The sequence below is a fragment of the Mesorhizobium sp. M0816 genome (assembly GCF_040320005.1).
Lineage (GTDB): Bacteria > Pseudomonadota > Alphaproteobacteria > Rhizobiales > Rhizobiaceae > Mesorhizobium.
In genome coordinates, this window is record NZ_JAMYOT010000052.1 from 1 (window position 1) to 25,263 (window position 25,263).

At 58.0% G+C, this 25,263-nt stretch carries 27 protein-coding genes and 2 pseudogenes; 19 read left to right on the plus strand and 10 right to left on the minus strand.

Annotated features, from left to right (window positions below; all coding sequences use genetic code 11):
- Nucleotides 1-43 precede the first annotated feature (43 nt).
- Nucleotides 44-397, minus strand: coding sequence for an IS66 family insertion sequence element accessory protein TnpB (gene tnpB, locus NKI17_RS34700; protein WP_014761846.1), 354 nt, complete (start codon nucleotides 395-397; stop codon nucleotides 44-46).
- Nucleotides 378-849, minus strand: a pseudogene (gene tnpA / locus NKI17_RS34705) (IS66-like element accessory protein TnpA). Before tnpA ends, tnpB begins: the two are co-directional and overlap by 20 nt.
- 415 nt (nucleotides 850-1,264) lie before the next feature.
- On the opposite strand from tnpA, the gene NKI17_RS34710 reads away from it, so the two are divergent.
- From NKI17_RS34710 to NKI17_RS34725, 4 genes are all read left to right on the plus strand, one after another.
- Nucleotides 1,265-1,456 carry a hypothetical protein gene (locus NKI17_RS34710; protein WP_352907661.1) on the plus strand — a complete coding sequence of 64 codons (192 nt, stop codon included), beginning with the start codon at nucleotides 1,265-1,267 and terminating at the stop codon, nucleotides 1,454-1,456.
- Nucleotides 1,437-2,129, plus strand: coding sequence for a DMT family transporter (locus NKI17_RS34715; RefSeq protein WP_352907662.1), 693 nt, complete (start codon nucleotides 1,437-1,439; stop codon nucleotides 2,127-2,129). The genes NKI17_RS34710 and NKI17_RS34715 overlap by 20 nt, the downstream gene beginning before the upstream one ends.
- Nucleotides 2,130-2,444: 315 nt before the next feature.
- Nucleotides 2,445-2,822 (plus strand): hypothetical protein, encoded by a 378-nt coding sequence (locus NKI17_RS34720; protein WP_352907663.1) that lies wholly within the window; start codon nucleotides 2,445-2,447, stop codon nucleotides 2,820-2,822.
- Nucleotides 2,823-2,971: 149 nt separating this feature from the next.
- A complete protein-coding gene (locus tag NKI17_RS34725) occupies nucleotides 2,972-4,201 on the plus strand; it encodes an adenylate/guanylate cyclase domain-containing protein (protein ID WP_352907665.1) in 1,230 nt (409 codons plus the stop codon).
- Nucleotides 4,202-4,455: 254 nt separating this feature from the next.
- Here the strand turns inward: NKI17_RS34725 and NKI17_RS34730 are convergent, their stop codons facing one another.
- The 3 genes from NKI17_RS34730 to NKI17_RS34740 all read right to left on the minus strand — a co-directional run bounded on the left by NKI17_RS34730 (nucleotide 4,456) and on the right by NKI17_RS34740 (nucleotide 8,275).
- Nucleotides 4,456-5,343, minus strand: a complete 888-nt coding sequence (locus NKI17_RS34730) for a hypothetical protein (RefSeq protein WP_352907666.1) — start codon at nucleotides 5,341-5,343, stop codon at nucleotides 4,456-4,458.
- Between the two features lie 321 nt (nucleotides 5,344-5,664).
- A complete protein-coding gene (locus tag NKI17_RS34735) occupies nucleotides 5,665-6,672 on the minus strand; it encodes an RcgR family putative quorum lactone hydrolase (protein ID WP_352907667.1) in 1,008 nt (335 codons plus the stop codon).
- Nucleotides 6,662-8,275, minus strand: coding sequence for an RcgA family putative transporter (locus NKI17_RS34740; RefSeq protein WP_352907669.1), 1,614 nt, complete (start codon nucleotides 8,273-8,275; stop codon nucleotides 6,662-6,664). Before NKI17_RS34740 ends, NKI17_RS34735 begins: the two co-directional genes overlap by 11 nt.
- 251 nt (nucleotides 8,276-8,526) lie before the next feature.
- On the opposite strand from NKI17_RS34740, the gene NKI17_RS34745 reads away from it, so the two are divergent.
- Nucleotides 8,527-8,763 (plus strand): hypothetical protein, encoded by a 237-nt coding sequence (locus tag NKI17_RS34745; protein WP_352907671.1) that lies wholly within the window; start codon nucleotides 8,527-8,529, stop codon nucleotides 8,761-8,763.
- A 92-nt stretch (nucleotides 8,764-8,855) separates the two neighbouring features.
- Here the strand turns inward: NKI17_RS34745 and NKI17_RS34750 are convergent, their stop codons facing one another.
- The 5 genes from NKI17_RS34750 to NKI17_RS34770 all read right to left on the minus strand — a co-directional run bounded on the left by NKI17_RS34750 (nucleotide 8,856) and on the right by NKI17_RS34770 (nucleotide 11,794).
- Nucleotides 8,856-9,272, minus strand: coding sequence for a hypothetical protein (locus NKI17_RS34750; RefSeq protein WP_352907673.1), 417 nt, complete (start codon nucleotides 9,270-9,272; stop codon nucleotides 8,856-8,858).
- Between the two features lie 12 nt (nucleotides 9,273-9,284).
- A complete protein-coding gene (locus tag NKI17_RS34755) occupies nucleotides 9,285-9,824 on the minus strand; it encodes a hypothetical protein (protein WP_352907674.1) in 540 nt (179 codons plus the stop codon).
- Between the two features lie 112 nt (nucleotides 9,825-9,936).
- The gene (locus NKI17_RS34760; RefSeq protein WP_352907675.1) at nucleotides 9,937-10,650 is read right to left on the minus strand and encodes a thermonuclease family protein; all 714 of its coding nucleotides are present in this window, start codon (nucleotides 10,648-10,650) and stop codon (nucleotides 9,937-9,939) included.
- Nucleotides 10,647-11,189 carry a thermonuclease family protein gene (locus tag NKI17_RS34765; RefSeq protein ID WP_352907676.1) on the minus strand — a complete coding sequence of 181 codons (543 nt, stop codon included), beginning with the start codon at nucleotides 11,187-11,189 and terminating at the stop codon, nucleotides 10,647-10,649. Before NKI17_RS34765 ends, NKI17_RS34760 begins: the two co-directional genes overlap by 4 nt.
- Entirely contained in the window at nucleotides 11,186-11,794 is a 609-nt protein-coding gene (locus tag NKI17_RS34770; RefSeq protein ID WP_352907677.1) for a hypothetical protein, read from the minus strand. Before NKI17_RS34770 ends, NKI17_RS34765 begins: the two co-directional genes overlap by 4 nt.
- A 54-nt stretch (nucleotides 11,795-11,848) precedes the next feature.
- On the opposite strand from NKI17_RS34770, the gene NKI17_RS34775 reads away from it, so the two are divergent.
- The 14 genes and pseudogenes from NKI17_RS34775 to NKI17_RS34840 all read left to right on the plus strand — a co-directional run.
- Nucleotides 11,849-12,901, plus strand: a complete 1,053-nt coding sequence (locus tag NKI17_RS34775; protein WP_352907679.1) for a lytic transglycosylase domain-containing protein — start codon at nucleotides 11,849-11,851, stop codon at nucleotides 12,899-12,901.
- Between the two features lie 12 nt (nucleotides 12,902-12,913).
- On the plus strand, nucleotides 12,914-13,261 hold the full coding sequence (locus NKI17_RS34780; protein ID WP_120017273.1) for a TrbC/VirB2 family type IV secretion system protein: 348 nt from the start codon (nucleotides 12,914-12,916) through the stop codon (nucleotides 13,259-13,261).
- A 2-nt stretch (nucleotides 13,262-13,263) separates the two neighbouring features.
- Nucleotides 13,264-13,563, plus strand: coding sequence for a VirB3 family type IV secretion system protein (locus NKI17_RS34785; RefSeq protein ID WP_120017274.1), 300 nt, complete (start codon nucleotides 13,264-13,266; stop codon nucleotides 13,561-13,563).
- 3 nt (nucleotides 13,564-13,566) lie between these two features.
- Nucleotides 13,567-15,978, plus strand: coding sequence for a VirB4 family type IV secretion/conjugal transfer ATPase (locus NKI17_RS34790; protein WP_352907681.1), 2,412 nt, complete (start codon nucleotides 13,567-13,569; stop codon nucleotides 15,976-15,978).
- 56 nt (nucleotides 15,979-16,034) lie between these two features.
- Nucleotides 16,035-17,060 (plus strand): lytic transglycosylase domain-containing protein, encoded by a 1,026-nt coding sequence (locus NKI17_RS34795; RefSeq protein ID WP_352907690.1) that lies wholly within the window; start codon nucleotides 16,035-16,037, stop codon nucleotides 17,058-17,060.
- An 11-nt stretch (nucleotides 17,061-17,071) separates the two neighbouring features.
- Nucleotides 17,072-17,776 carry a type IV secretion system protein gene (locus NKI17_RS34800; RefSeq protein ID WP_352907682.1) on the plus strand — a complete coding sequence of 235 codons (705 nt, stop codon included), beginning with the start codon at nucleotides 17,072-17,074 and terminating at the stop codon, nucleotides 17,774-17,776.
- Nucleotides 17,766-17,990 (plus strand): hypothetical protein, encoded by a 225-nt coding sequence (locus NKI17_RS34805; RefSeq protein ID WP_425374551.1) that lies wholly within the window; start codon nucleotides 17,766-17,768, stop codon nucleotides 17,988-17,990. The genes NKI17_RS34800 and NKI17_RS34805 overlap by 11 nt, the downstream gene beginning before the upstream one ends.
- A 15-nt stretch (nucleotides 17,991-18,005) precedes the next feature.
- Complete coding sequence (locus NKI17_RS34810) at nucleotides 18,006-19,037, plus strand: TrbL/VirB6 family protein (protein ID WP_352825881.1); 1,032 nt, start codon at nucleotides 18,006-18,008, stop codon at nucleotides 19,035-19,037.
- A gap of 38 nt (nucleotides 19,038-19,075) precedes the next feature.
- The gene (locus NKI17_RS34815) at nucleotides 19,076-19,768 is read left to right on the plus strand and encodes a VirB8 family type IV secretion system protein (RefSeq protein ID WP_352907683.1); all 693 of its coding nucleotides are present in this window, start codon (nucleotides 19,076-19,078) and stop codon (nucleotides 19,766-19,768) included.
- Nucleotides 19,765-20,574, plus strand: coding sequence for a P-type conjugative transfer protein VirB9 (virB9, locus tag NKI17_RS34820; RefSeq protein WP_352907684.1), 810 nt, complete (start codon nucleotides 19,765-19,767; stop codon nucleotides 20,572-20,574). The genes NKI17_RS34815 and virB9 overlap by 4 nt, the downstream gene beginning before the upstream one ends.
- Nucleotides 20,574-21,800 (plus strand): type IV secretion system protein VirB10, encoded by a 1,227-nt coding sequence (virB10, locus tag NKI17_RS34825; RefSeq protein WP_352907686.1) that lies wholly within the window; start codon nucleotides 20,574-20,576, stop codon nucleotides 21,798-21,800. The genes virB9 and virB10 overlap by 1 nt, the downstream gene beginning before the upstream one ends.
- The gene (gene virB11 / locus NKI17_RS34830) at nucleotides 21,781-22,797 is read left to right on the plus strand and encodes a P-type DNA transfer ATPase VirB11 (RefSeq protein ID WP_352907687.1); all 1,017 of its coding nucleotides are present in this window, start codon (nucleotides 21,781-21,783) and stop codon (nucleotides 22,795-22,797) included. Before virB10 ends, virB11 begins: the two co-directional genes overlap by 20 nt.
- Nucleotides 22,794-24,935, plus strand: a complete 2,142-nt coding sequence (locus NKI17_RS34835; RefSeq protein ID WP_352907689.1) for a type IV secretory system conjugative DNA transfer family protein — start codon at nucleotides 22,794-22,796, stop codon at nucleotides 24,933-24,935. The genes virB11 and NKI17_RS34835 overlap by 4 nt, the downstream gene beginning before the upstream one ends.
- 56 nt (nucleotides 24,936-24,991) lie before the next feature.
- Nucleotides 24,992-25,144, plus strand: a pseudogene (locus NKI17_RS34840) (transposase); the annotation flags it as partial.
- Between the last annotated feature and the right edge of the window lie 119 nt (nucleotides 25,145-25,263).

Sequence of the window (25,263 nt, forward strand, 5' to 3'; positions counted from 1 at the left end):
ATCGAAAGCATGCCGCCGCGTCAACCGCTCAATTCGAGAGCCCTCAACCCGCAACCTGATATTGCCGCACCGGATGGCGGACCATCGCATCGATGTCGATGCCGTCGAGGATCCAGTGCAATTGCTCGGTCGTAAGCGTGACCACCGCTGCCTCCCGGCGCGGCCACCGGAACTTGTCCTCGGTCAGCCGCTTCAGGACCAGCACAAAGCCCGACCGATCGAAGAACAGGAGCTTCATCCGGTCGCGACGGCGATTGCAGAACGCAAAAACCGCCGGAGCAAACGGATCGAGCGCCATCGTCTCTTGGACCAGAACCGCAAGGCTGTTGATGCCGGCCCGGAAGTCGATCGGCTCGCGGTGCAGGTAGACTTTCAGGTCAGCGCCCAGTCTGAACATGACCCAGTGCTCCGATGGTCGCCGTCAACGCATCCACATCACCGCATTCCAGCGTCAACTTCACGCCGTTCGGCAGCGACGCGCTCACCTTGGCTGGAGAGGAAAAAGGCGCAGTCCTTTTCGGCCGACCTACGTGCCCCATCGCAAGTCCCCGGCAAATCCACCGCAGCCATGCTGCTCTGTCGCAGCAAGGCCCGATCGGAAGTGCTTTCAATCTGAACCGGGATGAACGCCGATGGTGGGGGCTGCGGGAGGGACTGGGTCTCCGCCCGCTTCTTTATCCACTTCCGAAGAAGGTTCGCATTGACCCCATGTTCGAGCGCAAGCCTCGATACCGACACGCCAGGCTCAAGACAGGCCGAGACAAGACGGTCCTTCGATGCCGGGTCGTATCGGCGTCGCCCGTCCCGACCGACAAGCCTCACCCGCAGTTTCTGCTCATCTTCTTCCATCACAAGGTGTCCACCTATTTTGGTGGACACCTCATGCATCAGAGCACTCAACAGCAAAAGGTGCGGGGAAATTCGCGCTTACCCTTCGCCCAACTTTTCGGGAACGGGCAAAATGCGCTCCAGTTCATGCCATTCAGAGGCCCATCAAGCGATGCGGACCTCCTCCTTGGGTGTAGAATTCGTCCTCGTCTCAGATTGCCTTGAAGCAGCCAAGGATGCCAGCCGCTACCAGCCGAAATATGTCCGTGGGCGAGCCCCAACTCGCCGACCAGCCACCCTTTCTGCAGATTGGTTGAGCTGCGACGTCCCCCAAGCCTTCAGAATCGCCATCGCCAAGGTTTTTTCTCCTATACACCCTCGGCGGCGCTCGATTTCGTTTGCGACGGTTCGATGAGGTCGCTTTTCGGGGCCTTGCTTGCTAACCTACCCTCCTGCAATGTCCCTTGCCGTCGCCCTCGCCGTCCTCATCTCCGCCCTTCTGCATGCCAGCTGGAACGCCATCGTGCGGGTCAATGGCGACCGGTTGGGCGTCGTCACGCTGCTCGCCACCTTCAGCGCGCTGATCGCCGCGCCCGGCCTGTTCCTGCTTGCCGGCACCGGCGCGTGAAGCCTGGCCGTGGCTTATCGCCTCGGTGCTGCTTCACGTCGGCTACAATGTCTTCCTCGTCAACGCTTATGCGCATGGTGAACTTAGCAAGGTCTATCCGCTGGCGCGTGGCACGGCGCCGCTCATCACACTGATCGTCAGCCTCGCCTTTATCGGCGAGCCGGTCGGCACGACGAAGATCCTAGGCGTGGTAACGCTGGGAGTCGGCATTATCGCGTTGACCTTCGACCAGGGTATCCGCGTTTTGATGCGGGCGCCGAAGGGCGTCGTCTACGCGCTTGCGACGTCGCTCTTCATCGGCAGCTACACGATCTCCGACGGCCTCGGCGCTCGCGCCTCGGGTGATCCGCTCGGCTACACCGCGTGGGTTTTCGCGTTCGACGGCGCACCACTCCTCATATACGCCCTGATAGTGCGCGGCCGAGGCATTCAGCGCATGCTTGTCGAGCAATGGCGGCCGGGACTTATGGCCGGGGCGCTGTCGCTCGGCGCCTATGCTATCGTCATCTGGGCGATGACGGTCGCGCCGATCGCCCTCGTCGCCGCGCTGCGCGAGACGAGCGTCGTGTTCGCCGTAATGATCGGCGTTGTCTTCCTAGGCGAGCGGTTGACGCCAGCCCGAGCAATCTGCGTCGCCGTGGTGCTCGCCGGACTGATGCTGATGCGCGTGTAAGGCCTGTCCGTCTGCTTCGAGTCAATTTTCATTCGCGAGCGTCGTGGAAGGGTGGCGAGCAGACGCCCGCTCACGACGAACGGTCGCGATGCGCACCATTTCGGACATTCACAGGCCGGAGCACGACCCACGATTATTCTTTAGGAGCTGCTGAAGTTCCCTTCAACTTGTGCTAAGTTGTTGGGATGGAGAGCTGCGAGCAGAACGGGAAATTTCGCTTCCGTTCTGGTGGCCTTTAACGAGGGAAGAAAGAGCTCGCTTCCTCTTTAGCATTTGCAACTCGGTACCCAAGCGGGTCACTTGCCGGAGGAGCACATGGCGAAACTCACCGCTGATCAATACCTAGCGGCGACAGCTGCGCGACTTGCCCATGTGACGCAGACATACGCGATCACTTTTTTCGCCAACATCGCGATCATGTTCGCGATCCTTGCATACACATCATCAGCGGGACTAGCTGCCAGGTTCGCGCTCGCGACGATTGTGGTTTCAATCACGGCTTACGGAGTCTTGGCAGCCAAGGCCGCCTTGGATGACTTAAAGGCAATGCTGGACGATGCGGTCGACGACTTCTCGGGCAGCAGCTTCGGCGCTCACCTGAAGCAGATACCTACGGCGCTGTTCACCGGAGCAAGCACCATCCTCATCCTTGCGATGGGGGTGACGCAGTTGTGGGCGATCATTTCGGCCTGACGTGGGCTGATCTCGAACTGCGTGGCCGGCGGCCGCTGACGGGGGCACGGGCAGGCCGACGTGACTGGGAAATGGCAGCAAAAGCGTCAAGAATCTAGGCGCGGCCAATGCCCCTTTCGGGTCGCCAATTTTCTTCACGGATAATTCTAATGCGCCTGCTTGAAGCCCTCAGCTACGGAACGGAACGGTATCCGAGGAAAGTTGCCAGACGACTTCGCGTCCTCAATATCACGTGTTGGAGCATGGCCTGGGTCTGGCTGGGATTCGCCGCTTTATTCCTGCCAAGCTTCAAGCTCCGCACCGTCGGTCTCATTGATATGGGAATGGCGGTTTTTCTGTTTGCTATTCCTCTGCTGCATCGCATAGGACCGAGCGTTGCTGCTATGTTTTTTATTTTGGTGAGTTACCCCGCAATTTTCGTCGTTTGCTTCTTGGTCGGTACCGATAGCGGCATGCAAATGGAGTACTTGGCATTTGCTGCCGGCGCGGTGCTAGTTCTAGGTGTGGAACCCGTCGCACATCCACTCATCGTCGGCGTTCTCTCCTTGGTGTTGATCCTGGCTCTGGAAATCTTTGCTCCGCGCAACGCCGGTCTCCTAGACGAGGCAGCAATGCTAGGCGGCTTCATCGCGGTTGTGACTGCCACCACGACGGTCATGTTCGCCGTGGTGTTCTATGCGGTTCGCGAAGCCGCACGCTCCGAGTCAATCGCAGAGTTCGAATATGGGCGATCCGAGTCATTGCTGGCGAACGTCCTACCTACAGCTATTGCAGATCGGCTGAGGTCCGGTCCCACGCAAGTCATCGCCGACAAGCACGAGCACGCGTCGATTCTTTTCGCCGACATGGCAGGGTTCACCGCGGAGGTCAGCCAGACTTCACCCGACCAACTTGTCGGATTCCTCAACGACGTTTTCACGGCCTTTGATCAGCTGGTTGAACGCCACGGCCTGGAGAAGATCAAAACCACGGGCGACAACTACATGGTTGTCAGCGGCGTGCCCGTGGCGCGATCGGATCACGCCGCTGCTCTGGTCCGTCTTGGGATCGAAATGCTCAATGCCGCCGGCCGGATGCGCGATCCACATGAACGCGCCTTGTCGATCCGCATCGGGATAGCCAGCGGCCCGGTTGTTGCGGGCGTCGTAGGAGTGAAGAAGTTCTTCTATGACGTCTGGGGCGATGCGGTGAATGTCGCATCGCGCATGGAGACTACAGGCGTGCCGGGCAGGATCCAGATTTCGCCGGAGACCTACGAACTCGTGAAGGACCAGTTTGAACTCGAAAGCCGCGGCCCTATTGATGTGAAGGGCAAGGGCAAGATGACGACATGGCTGTTGGTCGGCCCGAAGGCGGGGATTACTCATTCGAACGGCTAGCTATGACCGGGCAAACAATAAGGCGCGCCGACGGGCCAAACGCGAGCGTGGATTTCGCTCGCGGCGGTGTGATCCAGGTTCTAAATCAACGCGCACTGCTCACCCGTTGCCGGTCAAAAGAGACCGCTTCGGGGTCATACAGGGACATTTATTGCTTGCCACCGGCGACCGCTTCGGGTCGCCTCGTCTGCGACACCCAATAGCAAATGCTTAAACAGTAATGAGGCGTTCGTGCGGCGAAGGGAATTCCGCTATCACACGAACAGAAAGTCATGCGCGGTCAACGTGCCCGTGAAATTATCGAGAGTGACTTGATCCGCTCCTGCGGTAATGATGGTGCCAGTTCCAATTCTGGTGATTGTGAGATCATTGAAAGATTGCACATCCTCCACGCCGCTAAACTCAATTTTGTCCTTTTGGCTCTGGCTGAAGTCTTCGATTCTGTTATTGATTCCGACTGTCATTGGACCATCGTCCTTGAAAACAAACAGATCTCTCCCGCCTTGAGCCTGAGCGCTGTCAAATTCCCCATCGCCCCACATTAGGTTACTGACCAAGCTGCCGGGTGCAGCGGTCCCAGCGTACAGGGTATCGTTGCCGCCCTTGGCGGAGTCAACGAAAACAAATGCATCGCCGAAGAGAGAGTTAATAACCTGGCCACCGCCAGTGTTGTTGCCGCCGATCAGGGTATCGTTGCCGCCCTGAGCGGAGTTGAACATGTTTGCCCCGTCGCCCACGAGAGCATTGTCAACTAGGGCACTGCCACCGCCAGTGTTGTTGCCGCCGATCAGGGTATCGTTGCCGCCCTGAGCGGAGTTGAACATGTTTGCTGCCTCGCCCCAGACTTCATTGAAAACCCCGGCATCGCTGCTGCTGTTGCTGACGCCAATCAGGGCATCGTTGCCGCCCCGAGCGAAATCGAATTGGAACAGCGCGTCACCCGAGAGAAGATGGCGGACGTCGCCACCGGTGACGTTGTTGGGGCCGGTTAGGGTATCATTTCCACCCCGAGCATGGTCGAACATGCTGCCGCCAGCATCCCCAAACAAGCCGTTTACAGTGTTGTCGCCCACAAGGACGTCATCGGTGCCCCTTTGATGGTCCGTTAAATCTCCCTCAGTAAATGGAACGCGCTTGGACATCCTGCCCTCCTGCTGAAGTGGGGCCCCGGCCGACTATAATCTTAGACTAAGATATCAAACACGCATCATGCCTTTGATGGATTTCAGAGGCTAAAAAGCGAGATAATGCGGGCGCGGGAGAACGGGCGCAAATCTTTCCGGAGCTGGTGCGGCGATGATTGAAGCGAGGATTAGCGGCACGGGTCGGTTCTCGGTAGGGGGCGACCCCAGATTCATCACTTTCGTGTCGTGACGCCTACCAGAGAATTTACTCGTGAACTGACCGGCCAACGCCAAACTCATACTCGCCGGGCCGACTTGTCAGCAGATGACAGAAACCGCTCAACGGCCGCGCCTTAGTAACCGCTTCAAGCTCAAACCGGCCAACAAAATATAAGGCGGCATGGCGAGCGAATAGTGACCACAGTTTAATTCCAAAATATTTGGCCTAGCCCCGGCGTCCTTCAGCCTCTGCATGAACCTCTCCGATAGCTCTGGCAACACCACTTTGTCTCTCTTAGCCAACACAATATGGAGATCGAGATCGGGCCGTGCCAGACTATGCGCGTAATTCTCCAAGTTAAGTGGACCCCAGGCCCTTCTGAGATCGGTCAGCTTAATCTCAGGCTCAAGGCTATCGCGTATCGATCGTGTCGCGCGGCCCGTCCAGACCATATCCGCTAGACTCCCCGCCGTCAAAAACAACGAGGCTTTTGACACAGCCAAGTCGTGTGCCGCAACTATGGCCGCAACCCAGGAACCTAAGCTCATTCCGAGAACCGAAATCTCTCGATAGCCTTCGCTTTTCAACCAACGTATGAGTTTTCGCCCATCCAACACTGCCTGCCTTACAGATTGGATCGTTCGACCGAGATTCGGGCTAAGCATATAGTCGGCGTGCACGGAGCCGGGACGGCTGCGTTCGAAGTGATAAGGCATAGCAATCTCGACAACCGTGATGCCACGCTGCGAGAAAAAGTTGGCAATCTGACGATTCCGGGCGCTTGCATTCCAATGGTGAAAAACCACCATCGCCTGATCGAACGAACCGCTTTCTGTGATTTTCGCCGAGACGACATTATTCTGTTCGATATCAGTAGAAATGTCCGATGGAAATTTGAGCCACCCATCTAGCCTTTCAAAACCCTGATCACTCACACTCGGCGCATCGAAAAAGGCTGGATCAGCCACGGCTTGGTCCGCAAGGGCACAGAATTCCTCGATACTTGTAATCTTCTTCGCACCTGGAAAGGCGCGTTCCGCGTCAAGGACGAAATCCGTTGGTTTCTTCCCTTCCTCTCCGCGAAGGGCCCGGCGTTCGTCCCAACGATCGAGCCAACTATGAAACACTCTGATTGTTTCCTAACTCGCTCGGTCGCCAGCGGCCTAATCCTGGATCGAACAGGCCGTATAGTGCGACTAGCACTGAAATGGCCAGAAGGGTCGAAAAGCCAGCAAACGCGTCGATCAACAAGTAGCTGACAACAAGTAACGCCACGACCGCCGACATCTTCCACAAAGGCGCATGAAATCGATCTCCGACACCTAATCGGATGGAGCCATACAGAAATACAAAACAGGTCGAAATAACGATAAGAAGGCTGCTGTAATGCGTCGGCATACGATAGCGGAACCCGGTGCTCACATCATCGCGACCTTGGAACATCGAAGACATATCGCCGACCAACCACGCCACAATATTCTCACCACTGGATGCCAGATAAGAGCTTTGGACCTTCATCCATATGGCGACCAGAACCCCCAAAACCGTACACCGAAAAACCCCACGCATCACTGTGAGGCCGGCTTCATTGAGCTCTTGCTGATGATCAACATGCGGCAGTTTCTTCAATCCGTCTCCAATTCTCCAAAGATCATGAACAACCGTATAGAGCAAAATGAGACCTGCGAAGAAAAGATAAAACACCAGGCACATGTATAGGTAAGCGAGCCCCGTAAAAACGACTGTTTCAGGGACAGATATGAGCTCAGGACGCACAAGAGCTATTCTTCCCCAATCCATGGCATAGTTGCCACCGCCCTTCATCAACGGGATCAAGGACACGCCTATCCATTGAAAAAGACCCGCGAACAGCAAGCAAATCAAAAAAACCGACCAGTATGTGTACGAGGAAGCGTCAACGTTGCGCAACCAGGCGTCGTCGCTTTCCACCTGATCGCCCTGCGCTGCGAGCTTTCTGCGCCCCTCACTTCTCCAGAAGACCAGCAACTCTATAACGAAGAAGAAAAACAGCGGTAAGAACACCATAAAGTCGAGTGTCCAATTTGCGGCCCAAAGGAATCCAACCTGCTTAACGAGCCCGTCCGCTCGCTCGTAGGTGACGTTGTGGATACCAAAGATGTACGACAAAAAGCCGAGAGCGGTCATGCCGGCAAACACCGACGCCGGTAAATTCAGGGGAGATCCGTGACTAAAAAACGCCTCCGATTTCCTCGCCAAACTAAAACGCCGCCTCGGCCCCTTGGCGTCAGTATCCCGTTTTAGCTCTGCCGGAGACGCTGTGTCGTCATCGAAGGTCGCAGCCTGTGCTGTATCTGGAATCTCCTGTGCAACGCTGCTTCCGGCTCTCTTCCATTCTCGTCTCTTGGCCGATAACCGCGATTGCGCCGCACTAAGCTCCATCTGCCACTCGCTGGTTGCCACCGGATCATCGCATCCAAAAATCCTCGCCAGCCAACGAATGTTGGCAGTGCTAATTCCCTTCTCGTTCTCTTGAAACCAAAGCTGCACCGTTCGCAGATCGACCCCAACCCGGTTGGAATCAATCTGTGAAATCGCCTCTGCAAGAAGCTCGGGCGTCCATGGGCCTGCAGGAAACCCGTCTTTGCCCAACGGCCGACCCGCACCCGCCGCCGCCAATCGTTTGAACAATTCTTTGAAATCACTCCCGTCTCTCGGCGGAGAGAGAAATAACTTTCCGTTCCTAAACAATGACTTATAGGCTCTGGTTTCGTTCCGTTTCGCTAGGCTTCGTATCCTATCGTGCCTTCGTCCTCAATCAACTTATCGTTGCTGAGCGTACTCTCTACATGATGCCCTCCACTAGGAATGAAGCCGTGCGAAGCCTAGAAGAATCCTCAAATGATCTATCCCGAGACGACCATTTCGCTCGGCAGGATCGTACGGCGATTCATGCTGATGCGAGGGTCGGCTTAACACTGGCCGACATATCCGAACGACATATGGCAGCTCAAAGAGCGGCCGAAACGTTGCGACAGGAGAAGGGGCGCTGGGCCGGCGATGTGATCGCGTTGGATGAGGCCGCGGCGCGGCGCGACGTGGTGACGTATCGGCCAGCCGATCACCGGGAATCAATCGAGAAACTGGTATATATCGCGGCATATTTGATCGCGAGGCGGAAGGGTCTCGAAGAAGGGGAAATGGCGACGGTCATGGAGATGGCGGGGCCATTTGGGTGAGGTGATCTGCTACATCTTCGACTGGAAAACCATGGAGCACTTAATGCTTACCCACCATCTCGAATGGAACGGCCACAACAACCTGTATCGGCCTAGAAGATTGTAGCAACCCATTCGCCGTTGGCGGCCTTTGCGAAGCCGACAACACGATTGAGAGGCTGTGCCTCGGCCGACATCTTGACCGTGGTCACGCACGAAACGCCGGGGCCGTTGTTGTTTTTGTCGCACTGGCCAAGGGCAAATGAGATCTTCGGCATGTCGTTGCGATCCCAGACCAAGGGTGAGCTGGATTGCGCGTTCTGATAGGCGGCCAGGGCCTCACCCTCTGACGGTTTTTCCACGACTGGCAGAGGACACAGTGAGGGATCCGCGGTTATCGCCGCAGTGAGCTCGGCCTTGGTAATGGTCCTTGCCTCGACAGTCCGGTGTGGAATTACCAGCCAGGTTCCGCCGGCGCCGGCCGCACGGCCGACGCCGGCTATTATGGCGAGTAGGACGGCATTGTTCATCGCTCTGACCCACTAGAGATTCAGATTGAACCAGTGGCGTTGCTTGACGCCCTGATCATTCGGAATGTCGAAGTACCAGGGGTCAGCGCGCCTCGGCCGCTGCGAGGAAATCTCCTTGATGCAAGAGTTTTCTCCGTCACGGGCACGGCGGTTCAAGATCACGCCGGCTTGATTGGCGGGGCCCTTTAGACCGGGGTGCGTTTGACAGGTGTTGACGGTCTTGACGCAACGATCCGGTACGGTGCGATTTCCGTCCCGGCCATATTGGCTGTAGCCGATCTTGGCCTCGTCGGGGCAATCGGCATAGTCCTCACGACCCGCTGCCCCGGCTTTTGCTTCGTCGCAGATTGGCCACGAAAAGCCAGGCTTCGACATGGCAGCAATAAGTTTGGTCATCGGCGGGATGCAGTATTCCACGCCATGCCAAGACGGGTTTTGCGAGGCTGCGCAAAGCAGGACTTGGCAGCCCCAGGATGCGTCTTGTGCCTTGGCCCCTGTGGCGGGAAGGAGCGCGGCGCCGGCGATGCCGGCGGCATAGATCAGGTCTTTCATGTCAGGCGGTCCTCTTGATGATGATTACGGGCGTCGCCCAGGCGACAGACGGCGTGTCGCCGGGTGAAGAGGTTCGCATCGAAGCATGTGCCACGTAGACGAAGTCCGGCAACTATCGGTCTGTCCTCAACGGTCGCTTGCGGGCATCGGCAAAGGGCGGGGATATTTCACTCTCGCGTTCGGCCAGCAGATTGAAATCAGCGATCGGCCGGCGATCTGGCGTCTTGTCGACCGCCTTGCGGCGCCACTCAGTCATGTCGAGCACGTAGGTTGCCCACATGCCGTAGCGCGCGGCCATGGCGTAACGCTGATAGGCGGCATATTGGCCATTGACCGGATAGGGAGAGGCAACTCGCGCCCAACCGACACGAAGCATTTCCAGGGCAAGATCTCGAGCGCCGGTGGTGCAACGCGCGATCGCCGTACCGTCGACTCTGTAGGAGACGACGTTGCAGGTCACCGACTTGTTGCCGACCGTCCGTTTAAGCCATGCCTTGGCAAACGGTCCGCACGGAACGGGTGGAGGGGCCTTCACGCGCTCGCGCTCTTCCCACTTGGGATCGAGTGCCCATTGCGGCAGCTCGCACGTGTCGATGTCAGCCAATTGGACGCTCTGTGCATACTGGGGGTACCAGAGCGTCCGCCCGTCCATGACAGCGACCCGTCCGCCTAGAACAGGATGCCCCGGGGTCACTTGGGCGGCGGATGGTTCTACGGCTGGCCGGTAGACCTTGCGGACAGGCTCATTCCTGCTGATATCAGCCGCTTCAACGACCTCAGCGGTTAGGGCAAGCATTGCTGCCGACAGGAGGAGTCGAGCTTTCATCGCTTCGCCTCCCTCTTGGCGTGCTCGTTGGCTGTCTTGGCCAACAGGACTGCCGGGTGCACAACATCGGGGAACTGCCAGAGACCGGCCTTGCGTTCGCGGGCGTCCAGCTCGGCCACGGAGTACGGCGGATGAAGTGGCATGCCCTGATCATCGAGCGAAGCGAAGGCGTAGCCGCTCGAAATCATCATGGTGGCGAGGTCGAGGCGATCCTTGCCAAGGGTGGCATAGCAGATGACGTAGGTTAGGTCCGCGGTCTTGGCGACCGGCGCGCAAACCGGCTTGGTGTCCTTGATATAGGCAGCAAACATTGCCAGGGACGCATCGCCACAATCGCGCTTTTGCCCCTTCAAGTCGGTGTAGTTGGTGCCGCGAAGGCAGGATTGAACGCCGAAGAGGCGATAGCGTTGCCCCTCTGAAACCCAGGTGTCGCCGGTTTCCAGTGTTATGCCCGGCTCCAGGTCAAAATAGCCATCAGGCGCACTAAGTGCCGTTGCGACACCGGCCACGGTGAGCGTAAGGGCGAGTGAAAGCCTCATTGGGCCTTCACTCGCGGATCGGCCCACATGCCGTAGGACCCTTCCTTGCCGACACCCTCGGCTTGCGCGAGGTCTGGCCGGTCATAGGAGCCATCGGGCTTTTTTGTCAGGCGCAACGCGCCGAGGGACAAAAGCTGCTCCTCGAACATATCAACGGAATCGAGGCTGCCGGGATAATTGTAGTAGCCGTAGCAGGTGGCATTTTGCGTTGGTGACGACTGCTCGCTGACGAAGGCCCGGCAGAAGATGACCTTCGGGCTTTTCAGCATGATTTGCAGCTGCTGTTGCGCGAAGTCGGCGCAAGTGCCGGCAAAGCCTTCCTTCCGGTTGACCATTTCACCTTGGCACGGCTGGAGACCGTAAAGGTGAAGATTGGTCTTGCCATCGACCCGGAACTCCGTGGGCGATACCGCCACATATCCGGATGCTGACGCGTAGCCCTTTCGGTCCACGGCTTTGCCGCTGCCGTCATAGTATTCGACGACCAGCACCGTCTTGCCCGGTGCCGCCAGCGACTTGATGTAGTCCTTGTTGACGTTGTCCACCGACCAGGCCGGCGTTGCGATAACGCAACCTGCGAATGCAGCAAGGATGGTCCGTTTCATTTCCAGCCCTTTACCATATTGGTTCACACCGAATCCCACTTTTGGGGTTTAAGTGTGGCGAAAAAACTTGTATCGCTACACCAAATCGGTTCATACAATGGCGAACTTAATCGGTTTTCGCCACAATCTCAACACCGCAAATGGGGCGGGGTCGCGATGACGAAAAGGGCTAGAACGAGCAGCATTGGAGGCAATGGAACTCTGATTTGCTCGACCCTGCTGAATGTGCTCGTCGCTGGCGCCGCAATGGCCCAGGAAGCGCAGAAATCCGCCAACCTTGTGAATGATTTCGCGCAAACTGAAAGCGTCAATGACGCTGCGATCAGTGAAATTTTCGATTCTAGATGGAGCCAGAGCAGCGGTCATTACGTCCTCAGCGAGGACGGCGTTGTCGCACCAGAGAAGACAGCCAAAAAGGACCAACAGGCAGATATCCATGTTGGTACACTGAAAGAGGCTTACACGACGGAGGACGTCACTGCGGAAAATACCATTATGGGTAAGATACCGACAGGACAGATTACCCGAAATGGTTTAGAAAATCCGGCTCTAGACAGCACGGGAAGCGTGCAGGCATGCGGTCCGTCACCGCTAAGCCCTTCGGAAATCAAGAAATTAGTCGTCGATACGGCGCGGCGTCACAAGGTCGACGAGGTTTTCGCCACGGCGATTGTTTGGGCGGAAAGCGGCTTCGACCAAACTCGCAATTCGGACAAGGGCGCACGCGGCCCCATGCAGCTCATGCCTGCCATCGCCGAACGGTTCCAGGTCGAGGACATCTGCGATCCGCAGCAGAACATAGAAGGCGGCATGAAGTACCTGCGGGTCCTGCTCGACGAGTTCCAAAATCCTCTGCTTGTCGCCGCTGCCTACAACAGCGGCGAGCAACGCATCTACGCATACGGCGGCATCCCGCCGTTCCGGGAAACCGTCGGCTACGTCGCCAAGGTGGTCAATTACCAGCTCGGTTTGCCCATGCCGGCGGCGAGGGGAAAGCCCAATGCATCCGGGACCACAACAATCGCAGGCGGTGGTGAGGACGGCGACGTCGGTGTCATCGCCGTGAAGAAGACCGGCAAGTTTGTCGGTGGAGTGATGCACTTTTGAAGGAGAGAATGCATGAAGTGCAATGCAATTGAGGGACCGAGGGTCGGCGCATGGAGGCTGGCAGCCGTTCTTGGATTGGCTGCGGCCGTGCACATGGCCGGCGTCGATCTAGCCTTGGCACAAAGTGGTGGTGGCGGCGGCGCCTTCGCGCCACTGCAGACGGCCGTTCAAATGATCGTGGATTTCATCACCGGCCCGTTCGGCCGGCTGCTAGCGATCATTGCAGTGATCGGCCTCGGTTTCCTCGCCTTCGCCGGTCGGCTGTCGTGGTTCACGGCAGGCGCCGTCATCGTCGGCATTGGCCTGGTCTTCGGCGCACCGACCATTGTCGATGAAATGATTGCCGCTGTCGGCAAATAGCGATGGCTGAGTTCGAGGACGAAAAGCCTGCCCTGACGCCGCTGGTGATCGGCTTGACCCGTTCACCGACGCTTTGGGGCGTGCCGTACATGGCCGTCGTTATCGTCGTCGGTTGCACGATCATAGGGTGGCTCGGCTCCAACTCCCTGTGGGCACTGCTGACCGCACCAATCGCCTACCTCGTCCTTTTCACGCTGTGCACCTGGGACAGCAAGATCCTCGACGTGATGCAGGTTGCGTCGCGCAAGACGCCCCGCACGCGCAACAAGAGCTTTTGGGGCGCCAATTCATACGGACCATAGCCGATGCTGAAAGTCGTCACAGAAGAGCTTGGGTTTGGGAAGGCCGCTCAAAACGAGCGGCCTATGTCGACTCATATCCCGTATTTGCGCCATGTCTCCGATACGGTGATCGGCTTGGAAAACGGCGCCTTGATCAGCGTCATCAAGCTCGATGGCCTGTTCTTCCAGACTGAGGATCAGGCCACGCTAAACATGCGCTCCGTCGTGCAGAACACGATGATCCGTGCGCTCGGTTCCAGCCGGTTTTCGCTGTGGTCGACGGTCATTCGCCGCGCGGTTGAGATCGAGATCGGAGGCGCTTTTGATGATCCGTTCTGCGACCTGCTCGACAAGCGTTACATGGAACAGTTACGCCACAAGCGCATGTTCACGAACGAGATCTACCTGACCATCGTCAGGTCAGGCATGAGGGGTGCGCTCGGCATCGGTGACACCCTTAAGCGGATACTCAACAACGCCAGCCGCGACGGCCGCTCTCAGCAGTCACGCGAGGACGTGACGGAACTAGAGGAGCTTGTCACCAACATCACGCGCGAGCTCGAGAAATACGGCGCGCGCGCGCTCGGCATCGCTCGCCGCGACGGCGAGCCATATTCCGAACCCTGCGAGTTCTTCAACACAATCCTGACCTGCGGCGTGCCACGTAAGATGCGGCTCCCGCGCATGGGGATCAGCAACTATGTCGGCACGTCTCGCCTACATTTCAGCAAGCGGACCATGCAGGCACAAGCCGCTGTCGACGAGGACAGCCGTTTCGGCGCGCTTCTGTCGGTAAAGGAATATCCCCCCTTCACAGGGCCGGGAATGCTCGACGGCCTTTTGCAAGTCAATCACGAGTTCATTCTGACGCAATCGTTCACGATTGCGGACAAGCCCATTGCTCAAGAGCGAATTACGCGCCTGCAGCGTCAAATCCAGGCCTCGGATGAAGCGGGCAGCTCGGTCGAACACGACATCGATTTCGCAGTTAACAGCCTGATGAACCAGGAAGCCGTTTTCGGCTTCCACCATCTGACACTGTTGTGCCTGTCGCGCGATCTGGAGGGCGTGAGCAAGGCGGTCTCCGAGCTTGGGGCATGCCTCACCGACATGAACATCAACTGGCTGCGCGAGGATATGAACCTCGAAGCAGCCTTTTGGGCGCAATTGCCGGGAAATCACAGTTACATCGCCCGCAAGGCGTTGCTGTCGAGCGGCAATTTCGCCGGTTTGTCGTCAATGCACAATTTCGCGACGGGACAATCTGACGGCGCGCATTGGGGCCTGCCGATCACGATCCTCGAAACGACGTCGCAAACGCCGTACTGGTTCAACTTTCATCAACGCGACATTGGCCATTTCCTCGTCACCGGTCCAACCGGCTCGGGCAAAACCGTCGGCCTGACGTTCTTGCTTGCCCAGGCTATGCGTATCAATCCCGCGCCCAAGGCAGTTTTCTTTGACAAAGATCGCGGTGCGGAGATCTTCATTCGGGCAGTTGGCGGCACCTACGAGGTACTGTCCCCGGAAACACCCACCGGCTTCAACCCTCTGCAGCTCGAGAACACCGGACCGAACCGGGAATTTCTCCTGCGGCTGCTAAAGGCAATGCTTCGCGCCAACGATCGTCGCGACTTTAGCCAGGAAGACGAAGATACACTCGAAAAGGCCTTGGCTCGGCTCATGCAAGAGCCCGCGGCTGAGCGTAACTTGGTGAACCTTTCGACCCTGCTCGTCGGTCGCTCTCGCGCAGACGCCAACGACCTTCATGCACGGCTGCGGCCATGGATCGACGGCGAAAAGGCATGGCTGTTCAACGCTCAGCACGACGTTTTGTCGTTCTCAGGACATCGTGTCTTTGGCTTCGACATGACCAACATCCTCGCAAATGAGGAGTTGCGCACACCGGCGCTGATGTACCTCTACCATCGGCTGGATGAGCTGCTGAACGGCGATCCCGTGATGTTCTTCATGGATGAAGGCTGGCAGCTGCTCCAGGATGAGACCTTTTCGGCGTTCATCGTCGACAAGATGAAGACTATCCGCAAGCTCAACGGCATTGTCGGTTTCGGAACGCAGTCGGCGGCCGACATCGCCAAGGCCCGCGCATCACACACGCTGATCGAGCAATCGGCAACGAACATCCACTTCCCTAATCCGCGCGCGGACGAGGAAAGCTACATCACCCGCTTTGGCCTGACGGTCAAAGAATTCAACTTCATCAAAAACACCCCGCCTGAGAAGCGCACTTTTCTCGTCAAGCACGGGAACGACTCGGTCATTGCCCGGCTCGATCTGTCGTCGATGCCCGAGATGGTCAAGGTCCTGTCGGGCCGAAAGAAGACGATCGAGGAGTGCGCCGCACTTCGGGAACAATACGGCGACGAGCCGGAAAAGTGGCTGGCCGAATTTTGCGGATGGGAGAAGGCTCAATGAGAAATCGTCTGGCCCTTGGCCTGCTGGTGACAACACTCGCCACCCCCGTTCCGGCGATGGCGTCCGGTGTTCCCGTCATCGACGGAGCGAACCTCGGTACAAAAACAGATCGGAAGGACAAGACCGGCGAAATCGAAGAGACCGGCAAGGACCGGTTTTCGATCAACAAAGGCGTGACCTGCTCCGTCTACAGGGAAGGTCGCAAGGACGATCCGGTCGCGGCCGCGCAAGCCAACCCGGAAATCGTCGGCCTGGTCAAAAGGGTCGCGAGGGAAGAAGGCGTCGACGAGGACCTGTTTATGGCTCTCGTCTACCAGGAAAGCCGTTTCAATCCATGCGCCCAATCCGGCGCCGGCGCATATGGCCTCACACAGCTGATGCCGGGGACCGCAAGCGATCTCGGGGTCAATCGCTACAATATCGAGTCCAATTTGCGTGGCGGCGCCCGCTATCTGAAACAGCAGCTCAGGCGGTTCGGCGGCAACATGAATCTGGCGCTTGCCGCCTACAATTCTGGTCACGGCAACGTCCAGAAATACGGTGGTATCCCGCCGTTCAAGGAAACACAGGGTTACGTCAAAAAGATCACGCAACAGTGGCTGCCAGCACTCGGTGGGGCGAATGGGGCGAACATCCCGATCAACTATGGCGGCGGCAGCACATCGTACACTGGCATGCGGGATTCGACGATCAACGCCATGGCGACGTCGCAAGCCACGCAGGAGAGCGGCGCCAACGTCGCGTCATGGCTGCAGCAGCTCGGCGGCCTGACCACTGGAACCATTCAGGACAGTTGGGACCACAATTCCGGTGCGCGAAACGCCAATCTCCAAATGATGAACCAGGCCATCCTGCTCGGGACGACAATGGCGGACCTGTTCAATTCAAGAAACGCGATGCAGCTGACTGAAACGTCGGGCTCATCTCAGTCATCCGGATACAAAAACAAAGGCGAAATGCTGCGCGAATCCACTGGTCTGTGCGACCCGCGCGAAGGGCTCGAATGGAGCCCGGCGGACAAGGCCTGTGTCCAGAAGCGCGAGCGTGAATCCACCCTCAACCTGCAACTCAAGCTTCAATAAGGAGACCTTCTATGAAGCGCTCTATCCTCACTGCGTGCTCGGTTCTCTTTGCTTCCGCGGCATGGGCCTCAGGCGTGCCGGTCATCGACAGTGCCAATCTCAAGGTGGCCAAGGAAACGGCCATGACCACCGACAAGATCCTGAACACGAACAAGGACATCCTGTCGACTGTCGAAGACACGTTGAAGGCCGTCACCGGCGATCGCGGCGGTGACGCCAACCAGATGCAGAATCTGGCTGTGGGCAACGGTTTCAGCGTGTCCTCCATGCCGTCCTTCGACAGCATCATGTCAGGCGGTGTGCCAAACTTCGGCGGAATGGGTGGCGACATCAGCAAGATCGCGACCACCTTCATCAATGGCCTGCAGCTTGTGAAAAGCCTTTCTGGCAAGTCAAACAGCGGGTTTTCCAGCGACAAGTCCTATGAAGAGCTGATGAACACGGTCCTTGGCGTCTCGGCCCTTGTGACCGGATCGCAGCAGGCCGTGACAACGCGCCGGAGCGCCCTTGAGCAAGCGGGACAGAGCATCGGCCAGGCTCAGGACATCAAGGGGTCGATCGATCAGAACACCCAATTGCAAGTCCAGGCCGGCCTCACCATCAACGAGCTGATTGGCGTGATGAACGGTGCTGTCGGCTCCCTGCAGGCCGATAACCAGCGCCGGCTCACCGACATTTCCAACTCGAAGAAGGCATTGACCTACGGTGGCAACTAAGCCTGCTCACATAGTCAGGGCCTTGTTCGTGGTCGTGATCGCGGCCGGCGTTGCCGGCTGCGGTACGGTCAAAGAGAAAACGGCCCCCTGCAAGCGACCCGCAAATCTGACGTCCTACGCTGCCGATCCTCGCCAGGAATGCGGCCCGATGTCGTACGTCAACGGTGACCCGGCCACGGCCATGGCGGCGATAAAGGCGATGGCAACTCAGTAAGGGCGATCGGCGGCAATGGAAGATTTCTTAGGCAACCTCCTCGACCGAATTGAAGACACAGGCAGAACCTTCTCGGAAAGGGCATATGGGATTGTCGGCAGCGAAGTCACGCCGCTGCTCAATGTCCTGTTCCTGGCCTATGTCGCTTATTACGGCCTGCAGCTCTTCATGGGAACGTCCAGGGTCAGCGTTGCCGAAGTCATCGGCCGTGTCGCCCGGATGGTGATCATTCTGCTGATCGTCAGAGAATGGAGCAGTTTCGACACGCTGTTTTACAGTTGGCTGAACAACACGCCCGAGGATGTCGGGCGCGCGATCCTGACTGCCACGGGAACCGGCATCACCGAACCGACAAATGGCCTGTCGATGATCTGGAAGACCGCCAATGAAGCAGCGGCGGCGTTTGCGGAACAGTCGGGCTACTTCGCCATTCTGCCGTCGATGATCGGCTTTCTCATCATGCTTTGCGTGGCAGTGTTTATCGCCGTTGCGCTGGCGATCCTGTTGCTGGCGAAGGTGATGATGTGGGTGCTCATCGGAACGGCCCCGATCTTCATAGCCTGCATGCTGTTCGAGCAGACGCGACGCCTCGGCGTGTCGTGGTTCCAACAGGTCCTTCTCTACGCGCTGATACCGCTGTTCATCTATGTGGTTGCCGCCTTCCTCATCGCCGCCATGGATCCCGAACTAACCAAGGTTACGAATGCAGCGAACCAACGCCGGCTGCAGCTCAGCGACGTGTCGGCTTTCCTGCTGCTGTGCTGCGCAGGCGCGTTCGTTCTTTTCCATATCCAGGTGTTGGCGCAAAGCATCGTCGGCGGCGTCTCAGCGGGCATCGGCAACGTCGCGAGGGCTGTTGCGCAATACTCCGGCATGACGGCACCAACGAAGGCACTCGACGTTGCGCGCGGCACGGCAGGCGTGGTCGGAGATGCCGGTATGCGTGCACGCGATCGTATCCAATCCGGCATGGTTGCCAACATTCGCGCGGCCAATGAGCGCGCTGCCATGCAGAACAGAATCTCCAACAACAGCATGCCTCGCTGAGGCTGCTCGCTGGCAGGCAAAGTAAGGGCTGGATCAATATGGCAGACAACGAAGGTGCGCTGAGGAGCTATTTTCAGGACGGCGATCGATGGGAAAACGAGATCGTCAAGAAGGCGAAGCGCTCCCGGTCGCTTGCATGGTTCGTGGCGCTGCTTTTCGGCACGATCACGCTGCTGGCGCTCGCAGCACTCGTTCTCTTGGTCCCGCTGAAAAGCTTCGAGCCGTATATCGTCGAGGTGGACAAGAACACCGGCTATATCGAGGTCAAGACAGGCCTGACCAAGCCGTTGACCCTGACAGAGACGCAAGCCATCACGCAAGCCAATGTGGTGCGCTATATCCGCCACCGCGAGGGGTATGATCCGTTCGCCATCGAAGAAACCTTCGGCATCGCCGCTCTGCTGTCGACCGGGGATGCGGCACGCGAGTTGGCAGAGCAGTACAGCGCAGCCAACCCGAACAATCCGACCAAAGTCTACGGCAAAAACAAGCGCGTGCTGGTCGACGTCAAGTCCGTGACGTTCTCGAATGCCAGCACGGCGCTGGTCAGGTTCTCAACAACGGAAAAGTCCGACACGGAGTCGATCGTCCGGCACTACATTTCGGTTGTGCGCTACCGGTATACGGAGACGCCGGAAACGAATGAATGGCGGTTTGAAAACCCCCTCGGATTCCAGGTCTACAACTACCGCCGCGACCAGGAAACGGTCACGCCCGGGGACGAGGGATGATGAAACGCCTGCTGTTTTCGGCGGCGCTTTCCGTCGTCATCCAGACTCACGCCCATGGCGCGCAAACGCCTCGTCCGGGCAACCTCGACGGGCGCGTTACCAGTGTCGTCTATCAGCCGAACAACGTGGTCACGGTCAATGCTACCTATGGCATTTCGACCATGATCATTTTCGACGAAGACGAGAAATTCGAAACGATCTCGCTCGGCGACACGGAAAGCTGGCAGGTTGCGCCTTCCGAGAAGGGCAACATCCTGTTCGTCAAACCGATCGCCAAGAACGTCACCACCAATATGAACGTGGTGACGACGAAACGAATCTATTTCATCGAGCTGCACGACTATGCGCCAGAGGCAGGCCACAAGGTCTTCGGCGTGCGCTTTGTCTATCCGGAGAAGGATCTGAACGCCGCCTTGCGCAAGGAGGCGGAATACAGGGCGGCAAACCCCAACGTTTCGAACATCGACAAGGCCAACGTCAACATTGACTACTCGTTCTCGGGCGACGCGGCCATGAAACCGTCGATGGTCTTCGATGACGGCAAGAAGACCTTCTTCAAATTCAACGGCCGCGTGCCAGCGATCTTTGCCGTTCAATCGGATTTTTCCGAGACGCTGCGCAATTTCCGCACGGAGGGCGACTATCTCGTCGTCGATGGCGTCGCCACTCAATACACGCTGCGCGACGGCGATCAGTGGACGTGCATTTTCAACCTTCGAAAGCCCGACTTCGGGACCCCAGACCCCGACATCCACGGCCCGGCTCCCGATCGCCAGGCTAAGAAGCGCTGGAGGAGCGGCAACTGATGAAGCAATCTCCAGAATTAGAGGCCATGCTTGCCGGCGACGATACCGCCATCGCCAACAAGAATGCCAAACGCAATCAGCTGCTCGGCGGTGCTGCGCTGCTAATCGGTGGCGTTATCGCCGGCTATTTCGTCCTCGCGCCCGCCAAGGAAACCTCTCATGACATCACCCAGGGCGACGAGGAGTTTCGGACCACGACGTTCCGTCCCCCGTCATTCGTGCGCGAGCAGGATAAGCCGGAGCCGCAACCCGACCCGGCGATCATCAATATTCCGCCACCGCCCGAACTGATTGAACCCAAGATCGATACGACGGGCTTCAACGTTCCACCGCCGCCTCCCACGGTTACTGAGCCGGCCGTCACGCCGCCCCCCGCGAACGAACCGCAACCGGAAGAATTTCCGCTACGCTACAAATCAGGTCTGATCTCCCTCGACCAGGCCAAGGCTGAGGACGGCGCCGGGGGGCTCGGCAGCGCCAATGGCAACGGCCCTACGGTCGCTGGCGAAGACCGCAACAGCAAGTTCCTCGCTGCTGCATCGAGCCTGGCCGACCGTGACGCGAAAGCCACCCAACTCAAGCGCATTGATGCCTTGATCCCGGAAGGCACTCTCATTCCCGGCATCCTCGAAACGGCGATCAACAGCGACTTGCCGGGGCAGATTCGAGCGATCACGTCTCAGGATGTTTATTCGTTCGATGGCCGCCGTATCCTCATCCCGACGGGAACGCGTCTGATCGGTGAGTACCAGTCCGATGTGACCAGGGGACAAAAACGTATCTTCGTCATCTGGACGCGGCTTATCCGTGATGATGGCGTGAGTGTCCGGCTGAACTCGATCGGAAGCGACAGTCTCGGCCGTTCCGGTCTCACCGGCCATGTCGACAACAAATGGCGCGAACGTTTCGGGTCGGCCATCGTCCTTTCCATCGTCGGCGCCGGCGCCAGCTACCTGACCGGCTTCGGAAGCGACCAAGCGTACGGGCAGAACAACGACGATACGAAACGTGGCGAGGAACTGGCGCGTGATACAATTGCTCAAACCTTCAGCGACATGGCCAACCAGGCTTTGAGCGAAAATCTCCGCATCCCCCCGACCATCAGCGTTAGCCAAGGCGAACGCATCTTTGTCTATGTCAGACAGGATCTCGATTTCAGCGCCATGTACGACGATCCCGTCACCGAAGCGATGAAGGAAATTCAGCGTGAACGTCGCCGTAGGTAGAGCCCCGAACCCTTATCATTTTCTTGATCGCGCGCTGGCGCCGCTGAAGCCATTCCTGGAAGACCCGCGCGTCGTCGAAATTTCGATCAACAAGCCCGGCCATGTCTATGTCGAACGTCTCGGCTCCGACCATATGGAGCACCACGAGATTCATGAGCTGACGGCCGCCGAAATCCAGAACATCGGAGAGCGCGTCGCCGGCGCGACAAGTCAGTTTATCAGCCACTCCAAGCCCATTCTCAGCGCCGCGCTGCCGACAGGCGAACGCATTCAGGTCGTCCTGCCGCCGGCCGCTCCCGAAGGCGGCTCAATCTCAATCCGCAAGCAGGTGGTCAACAACTTCACGCTCGAGGAGTATCGCGACAGCGGCTCGCTAGACAGAGTATCGGTCGCCGTCGGCCGCCTAAGTGACAACGATCGCGACTTGATTGCCCATCTGCGCGCCGGCCGTATCTATGACTTCATCCATACGGCCATTACGAAACGGGTATCGATCCTGATCAGCGGCGGCACTTCCTCCGGCAAAACGACGTTTCTCAACGCGTGCTTGAAAAGCATCGATGCCCATGAGCGCATTCTGACGTTGGAAGATACACGCGAACTGTTCCCGCCCCAGGCCAACAAGGTGCACCTCGTCGCCTCAAAGGGCGATCAGGGCACGGCTGACGTGACGATTCAAAGCCTGCTCGAAGCATCGCTTCGCATGCGCCCCGACCGCCTGTTTGTCGGCGAAATCCGCGGCGGCGAAGCTTTCTCGTTCCTCCGCGCGATCAACACCGGCCACCCTGGCAGCATGTCCACTGTCCATGCCGACACGCCGATGGGTGCCTACGAGCAACTTGCCATGATGATGCAACAGGCTGGGATGTCGTCAGGTTATTCCAAGGCCGATCTGATGTCCTACATTCAGATGGTCATCCCGATCGTCATTCAGCTTCGCCGCGACGGCGGCAAGCGCGGCGTGTCGGAAATCTTCTTTGCCCGGGATGAATCATGAGCCAGGGCTATAAGGCCTTTTACCTGCTCTTCTGCACTGGAATTGTCTTTGCAGTCTGGATTCTCGGCTATGGCCTTGGCCTCCAGATTTTTTTCCGTGACGGCCGCATTCTCGAAGCGACGATCACCACCAATCCACTCGCCCCATTGCAACAATTCTGGCTCTACAAGAGCAACGCCACATTGCAGATGGTCGCGAGCTGGGCGCTCGTCCCTGCCCTCCTCGCCGGCGGCCTCGTCTCTTACATCGGCCTTCGGCCGCAAGGCAGCCCACTCGGTGACGCGGCCTTTCAGGACATCGCCTCTCTGCGCCGCGGCAAGTGGTTTCGCAAAGCCGGCCATGTCTTCGGTCGTGTCGGCCGCAATATCCTGCGCACCAAGGATGATCGTCACCATCTGATCATCGGGCCAACAAGATCGGGCAAAGGCGCCGGCTATGTCATTCCGAATGCGTTGCTGCATGAAGGGTCGATGATCGTTACCGACCTCAAGGGAGAGATTTTCAAGGCGACGGCAGGCTATCGCCGGCGCAACGGCAGCCAAGTCTTCCTTTTCGCGCCAGGCGCGGAGAGGACCAACCGCTACAACCCTCTCGACTTCATTCGCCAGGAACGCGGAAATCGCACGACCGATATCCAGAACACTGCGAGTATTCTCGTTCCCGAAAACACCGAATCCGAAAACTCGGTGTGGCAGGCGACCGCTCAACAGGTCATGGCAGGCGCTATCAGCTATGTGCTGGAAAGCCCGTTTTATAACGGCCGGCGCAATCTCGGGGAGGTCAACTCGTTCTTCAACAGCGGCGTCGACCTACAGGCGTTGATGAAATTCATCAAGGCAAAAGAGCCGTACCTGTCCAAATTCACGTTAGAAAGCTTCAACGCCTACCTAGCCCTTTCCGAGCGCGCGGCCGCTTCAGCCTTGCTCGATATTCAGAAGGCGATGCGGCCATTCAAGAACGAGCGTGTCGTTGCCGCGACGAACGTCACCGACATGGATCTCCGTGCGATGAAGCGTCGGCCGATCTCCGTCTACCTCGCGCCCAACATCACGGATATCACGCTGCTCAAGCCGCTCCTGACGCTGTTCGTGCAACAGACAATGGACATTCTCACCCTCGAGCACGATCCGAACTCACTGCCGGTCTACTTCCTGCTCGACGAATTTCGGCAGCTCAAGAAGATGGACGAGATCATGACCAAGCTGCCCTATGTGGCAGGGTATAACATCAAGCTCGCCATCATCATCCAGGACTTGAAGAATCTCGACGAGATTTACGGCGAAACCTCCCGGCATTCGCTGCTCGGCAATTGTGGTTATCAGCTCATTCTAGGCGCGAATGATCAGGCGACCGCTGACTATGCATCCCGTGCACTCGGCAAGCGGACCATCCGCTACCAGTCGGAATCCCGCACGATCGAGCTCTTCGGCCTGCCAAGGCGCACGAAGGTCGAACAGATTCGCGAGCGTGACCTGATGATGCCGCAGGAAATCCGGCAGATGCCGGAGAGAAAGATGGTACTGCTTGTTGAAGGCCAGCGCCCGATCTTCGGCGACAAGCTGCGATTTTTCGAGACACAGCCATTCAAGTCCGCCGAAGCCTTTTCTCAGGCGCACACTCCGGACGTGCCGCCGATCGAATATCTTCCGATTCAACCCGTGCCGGCTTTGACTGACGATTACGCGCAAGCCGGCCACCCAGCGGAAGATGCCGGTGCCCCGACTACCGGGATGGCTGATTTCGAAAAGAGAATGTCATCACCATTCAACGGTTCTGCGGTGATGCCGACTGTCGCTGCGACCATGAAAGCGGCACCAGCAACAAAGGAGCCCGCAACTCGCACCGTGAATCACAAAGCCAGCCTGCCGCAACCGAAACCGGCTAAAGCCGCGTCGAGTGGCGGATCTGGAAAAGAAGCGGAGGCGACAGCGGACGTAGCGACTATCGACGCGCGAATTGAGATCGTCGAAGAAAGCCTGAAACCTAGCGCTGAACGCCTCAAGGAGACGGTTTCTCAGAAAGTCGAAAAGCTCGGCCAAGCATCGCCCACGAAACGGCGAAATTATCTCGATATTTTCGCGGCGACCGTCCCTGATCCCCTCGAATTCGGCCTGGAGGCCGCCGAAGCCCAAGCTTAAGGAGCCGCGAGTTGCGTTTCTTTTGCTTGGGCTCGCAGGTTCGCGCCTAGCTTCGGATGCCCCGACGCTGGGTCGTCGAGCGGACCTTTGGCTGTATGCCCCGATGGCGCCGCCTCGTGCGCGACTACGAGCAGCGCATCAACGTCTCTCATGCAATGATCCTCGTCGCAATGGGCGCAAACCTCATCCGCCGAAATGCTCATCCTTGAATTTCAAAATGGACTCTTAAGCAAATCGGCTGTTCCCCGTTGGCTTAAAAATTTCCCTGTGGATATTCCTATTGCGACGACTTGGTGCCGTATTCGTTTGGCGGCGGTTTAGTAGAAGT

Coding starts and splice junctions, on each gene's coding strand:
- NKI17_RS34745 (WP_352907671.1), top strand. CDS start 8,527: ATGGCAGCTCAAAGAGCGGCCGAAACGTTGCGACAGGAGAAGGGGCGC.
- NKI17_RS34785 (WP_120017274.1), top strand. CDS start 13,264: ATGGCTGAGTTCGAGGACGAAAAGCCTGCCCTGACGCCGCTGGTGATC.
- NKI17_RS34780 (WP_120017273.1), top strand. CDS start 12,914: ATGAAGTGCAATGCAATTGAGGGACCGAGGGTCGGCGCATGGAGGCTG.
- NKI17_RS34720 (WP_352907663.1), top strand. CDS start 2,445: ATGGCGAAACTCACCGCTGATCAATACCTAGCGGCGACAGCTGCGCGA.
- NKI17_RS34815 (WP_352907683.1), top strand. CDS start 19,076: ATGGCAGACAACGAAGGTGCGCTGAGGAGCTATTTTCAGGACGGCGAT.
- NKI17_RS34810 (WP_352825881.1), top strand. CDS start 18,006: ATGGAAGATTTCTTAGGCAACCTCCTCGACCGAATTGAAGACACAGGC.
- NKI17_RS34795 (WP_352907690.1), top strand. CDS start 16,035: ATGGCGTCCGGTGTTCCCGTCATCGACGGAGCGAACCTCGGTACAAAA.
- NKI17_RS34760 (WP_352907675.1), bottom strand. CDS start 10,650: ATGAAAGCTCGACTCCTCCTGTCGGCAGCAATGCTTGCCCTAACCGCT.
- NKI17_RS34765 (WP_352907676.1), bottom strand. CDS start 11,189: ATGAGGCTTTCACTCGCCCTTACGCTCACCGTGGCCGGTGTCGCAACG.
- virB9 (WP_352907684.1), top strand. CDS start 19,765: ATGATGAAACGCCTGCTGTTTTCGGCGGCGCTTTCCGTCGTCATCCAG.
- NKI17_RS34770 (WP_352907677.1), bottom strand. CDS start 11,794: ATGAAACGGACCATCCTTGCTGCATTCGCAGGTTGCGTTATCGCAACG.
- NKI17_RS34835 (WP_352907689.1), top strand. CDS start 22,794: ATGAGCCAGGGCTATAAGGCCTTTTACCTGCTCTTCTGCACTGGAATT.
- NKI17_RS34725 (WP_352907665.1), top strand. CDS start 2,972: ATGCGCCTGCTTGAAGCCCTCAGCTACGGAACGGAACGGTATCCGAGG.
- NKI17_RS34800 (WP_352907682.1), top strand. CDS start 17,072: ATGAAGCGCTCTATCCTCACTGCGTGCTCGGTTCTCTTTGCTTCCGCG.
- NKI17_RS34790 (WP_352907681.1), top strand. CDS start 13,567: ATGCTGAAAGTCGTCACAGAAGAGCTTGGGTTTGGGAAGGCCGCTCAA.
- tnpB (WP_014761846.1), bottom strand. CDS start 397: ATGTTCAGACTGGGCGCTGACCTGAAAGTCTACCTGCACCGCGAGCCG.
- virB10 (WP_352907686.1), top strand. CDS start 20,574: ATGAAGCAATCTCCAGAATTAGAGGCCATGCTTGCCGGCGACGATACC.
- NKI17_RS34730 (WP_352907666.1), bottom strand. CDS start 5,343: ATGTCCAAGCGCGTTCCATTTACTGAGGGAGATTTAACGGACCATCAA.
- NKI17_RS34750 (WP_352907673.1), bottom strand. CDS start 9,272: ATGAACAATGCCGTCCTACTCGCCATAATAGCCGGCGTCGGCCGTGCG.
- NKI17_RS34755 (WP_352907674.1), bottom strand. CDS start 9,824: ATGAAAGACCTGATCTATGCCGCCGGCATCGCCGGCGCCGCGCTCCTT.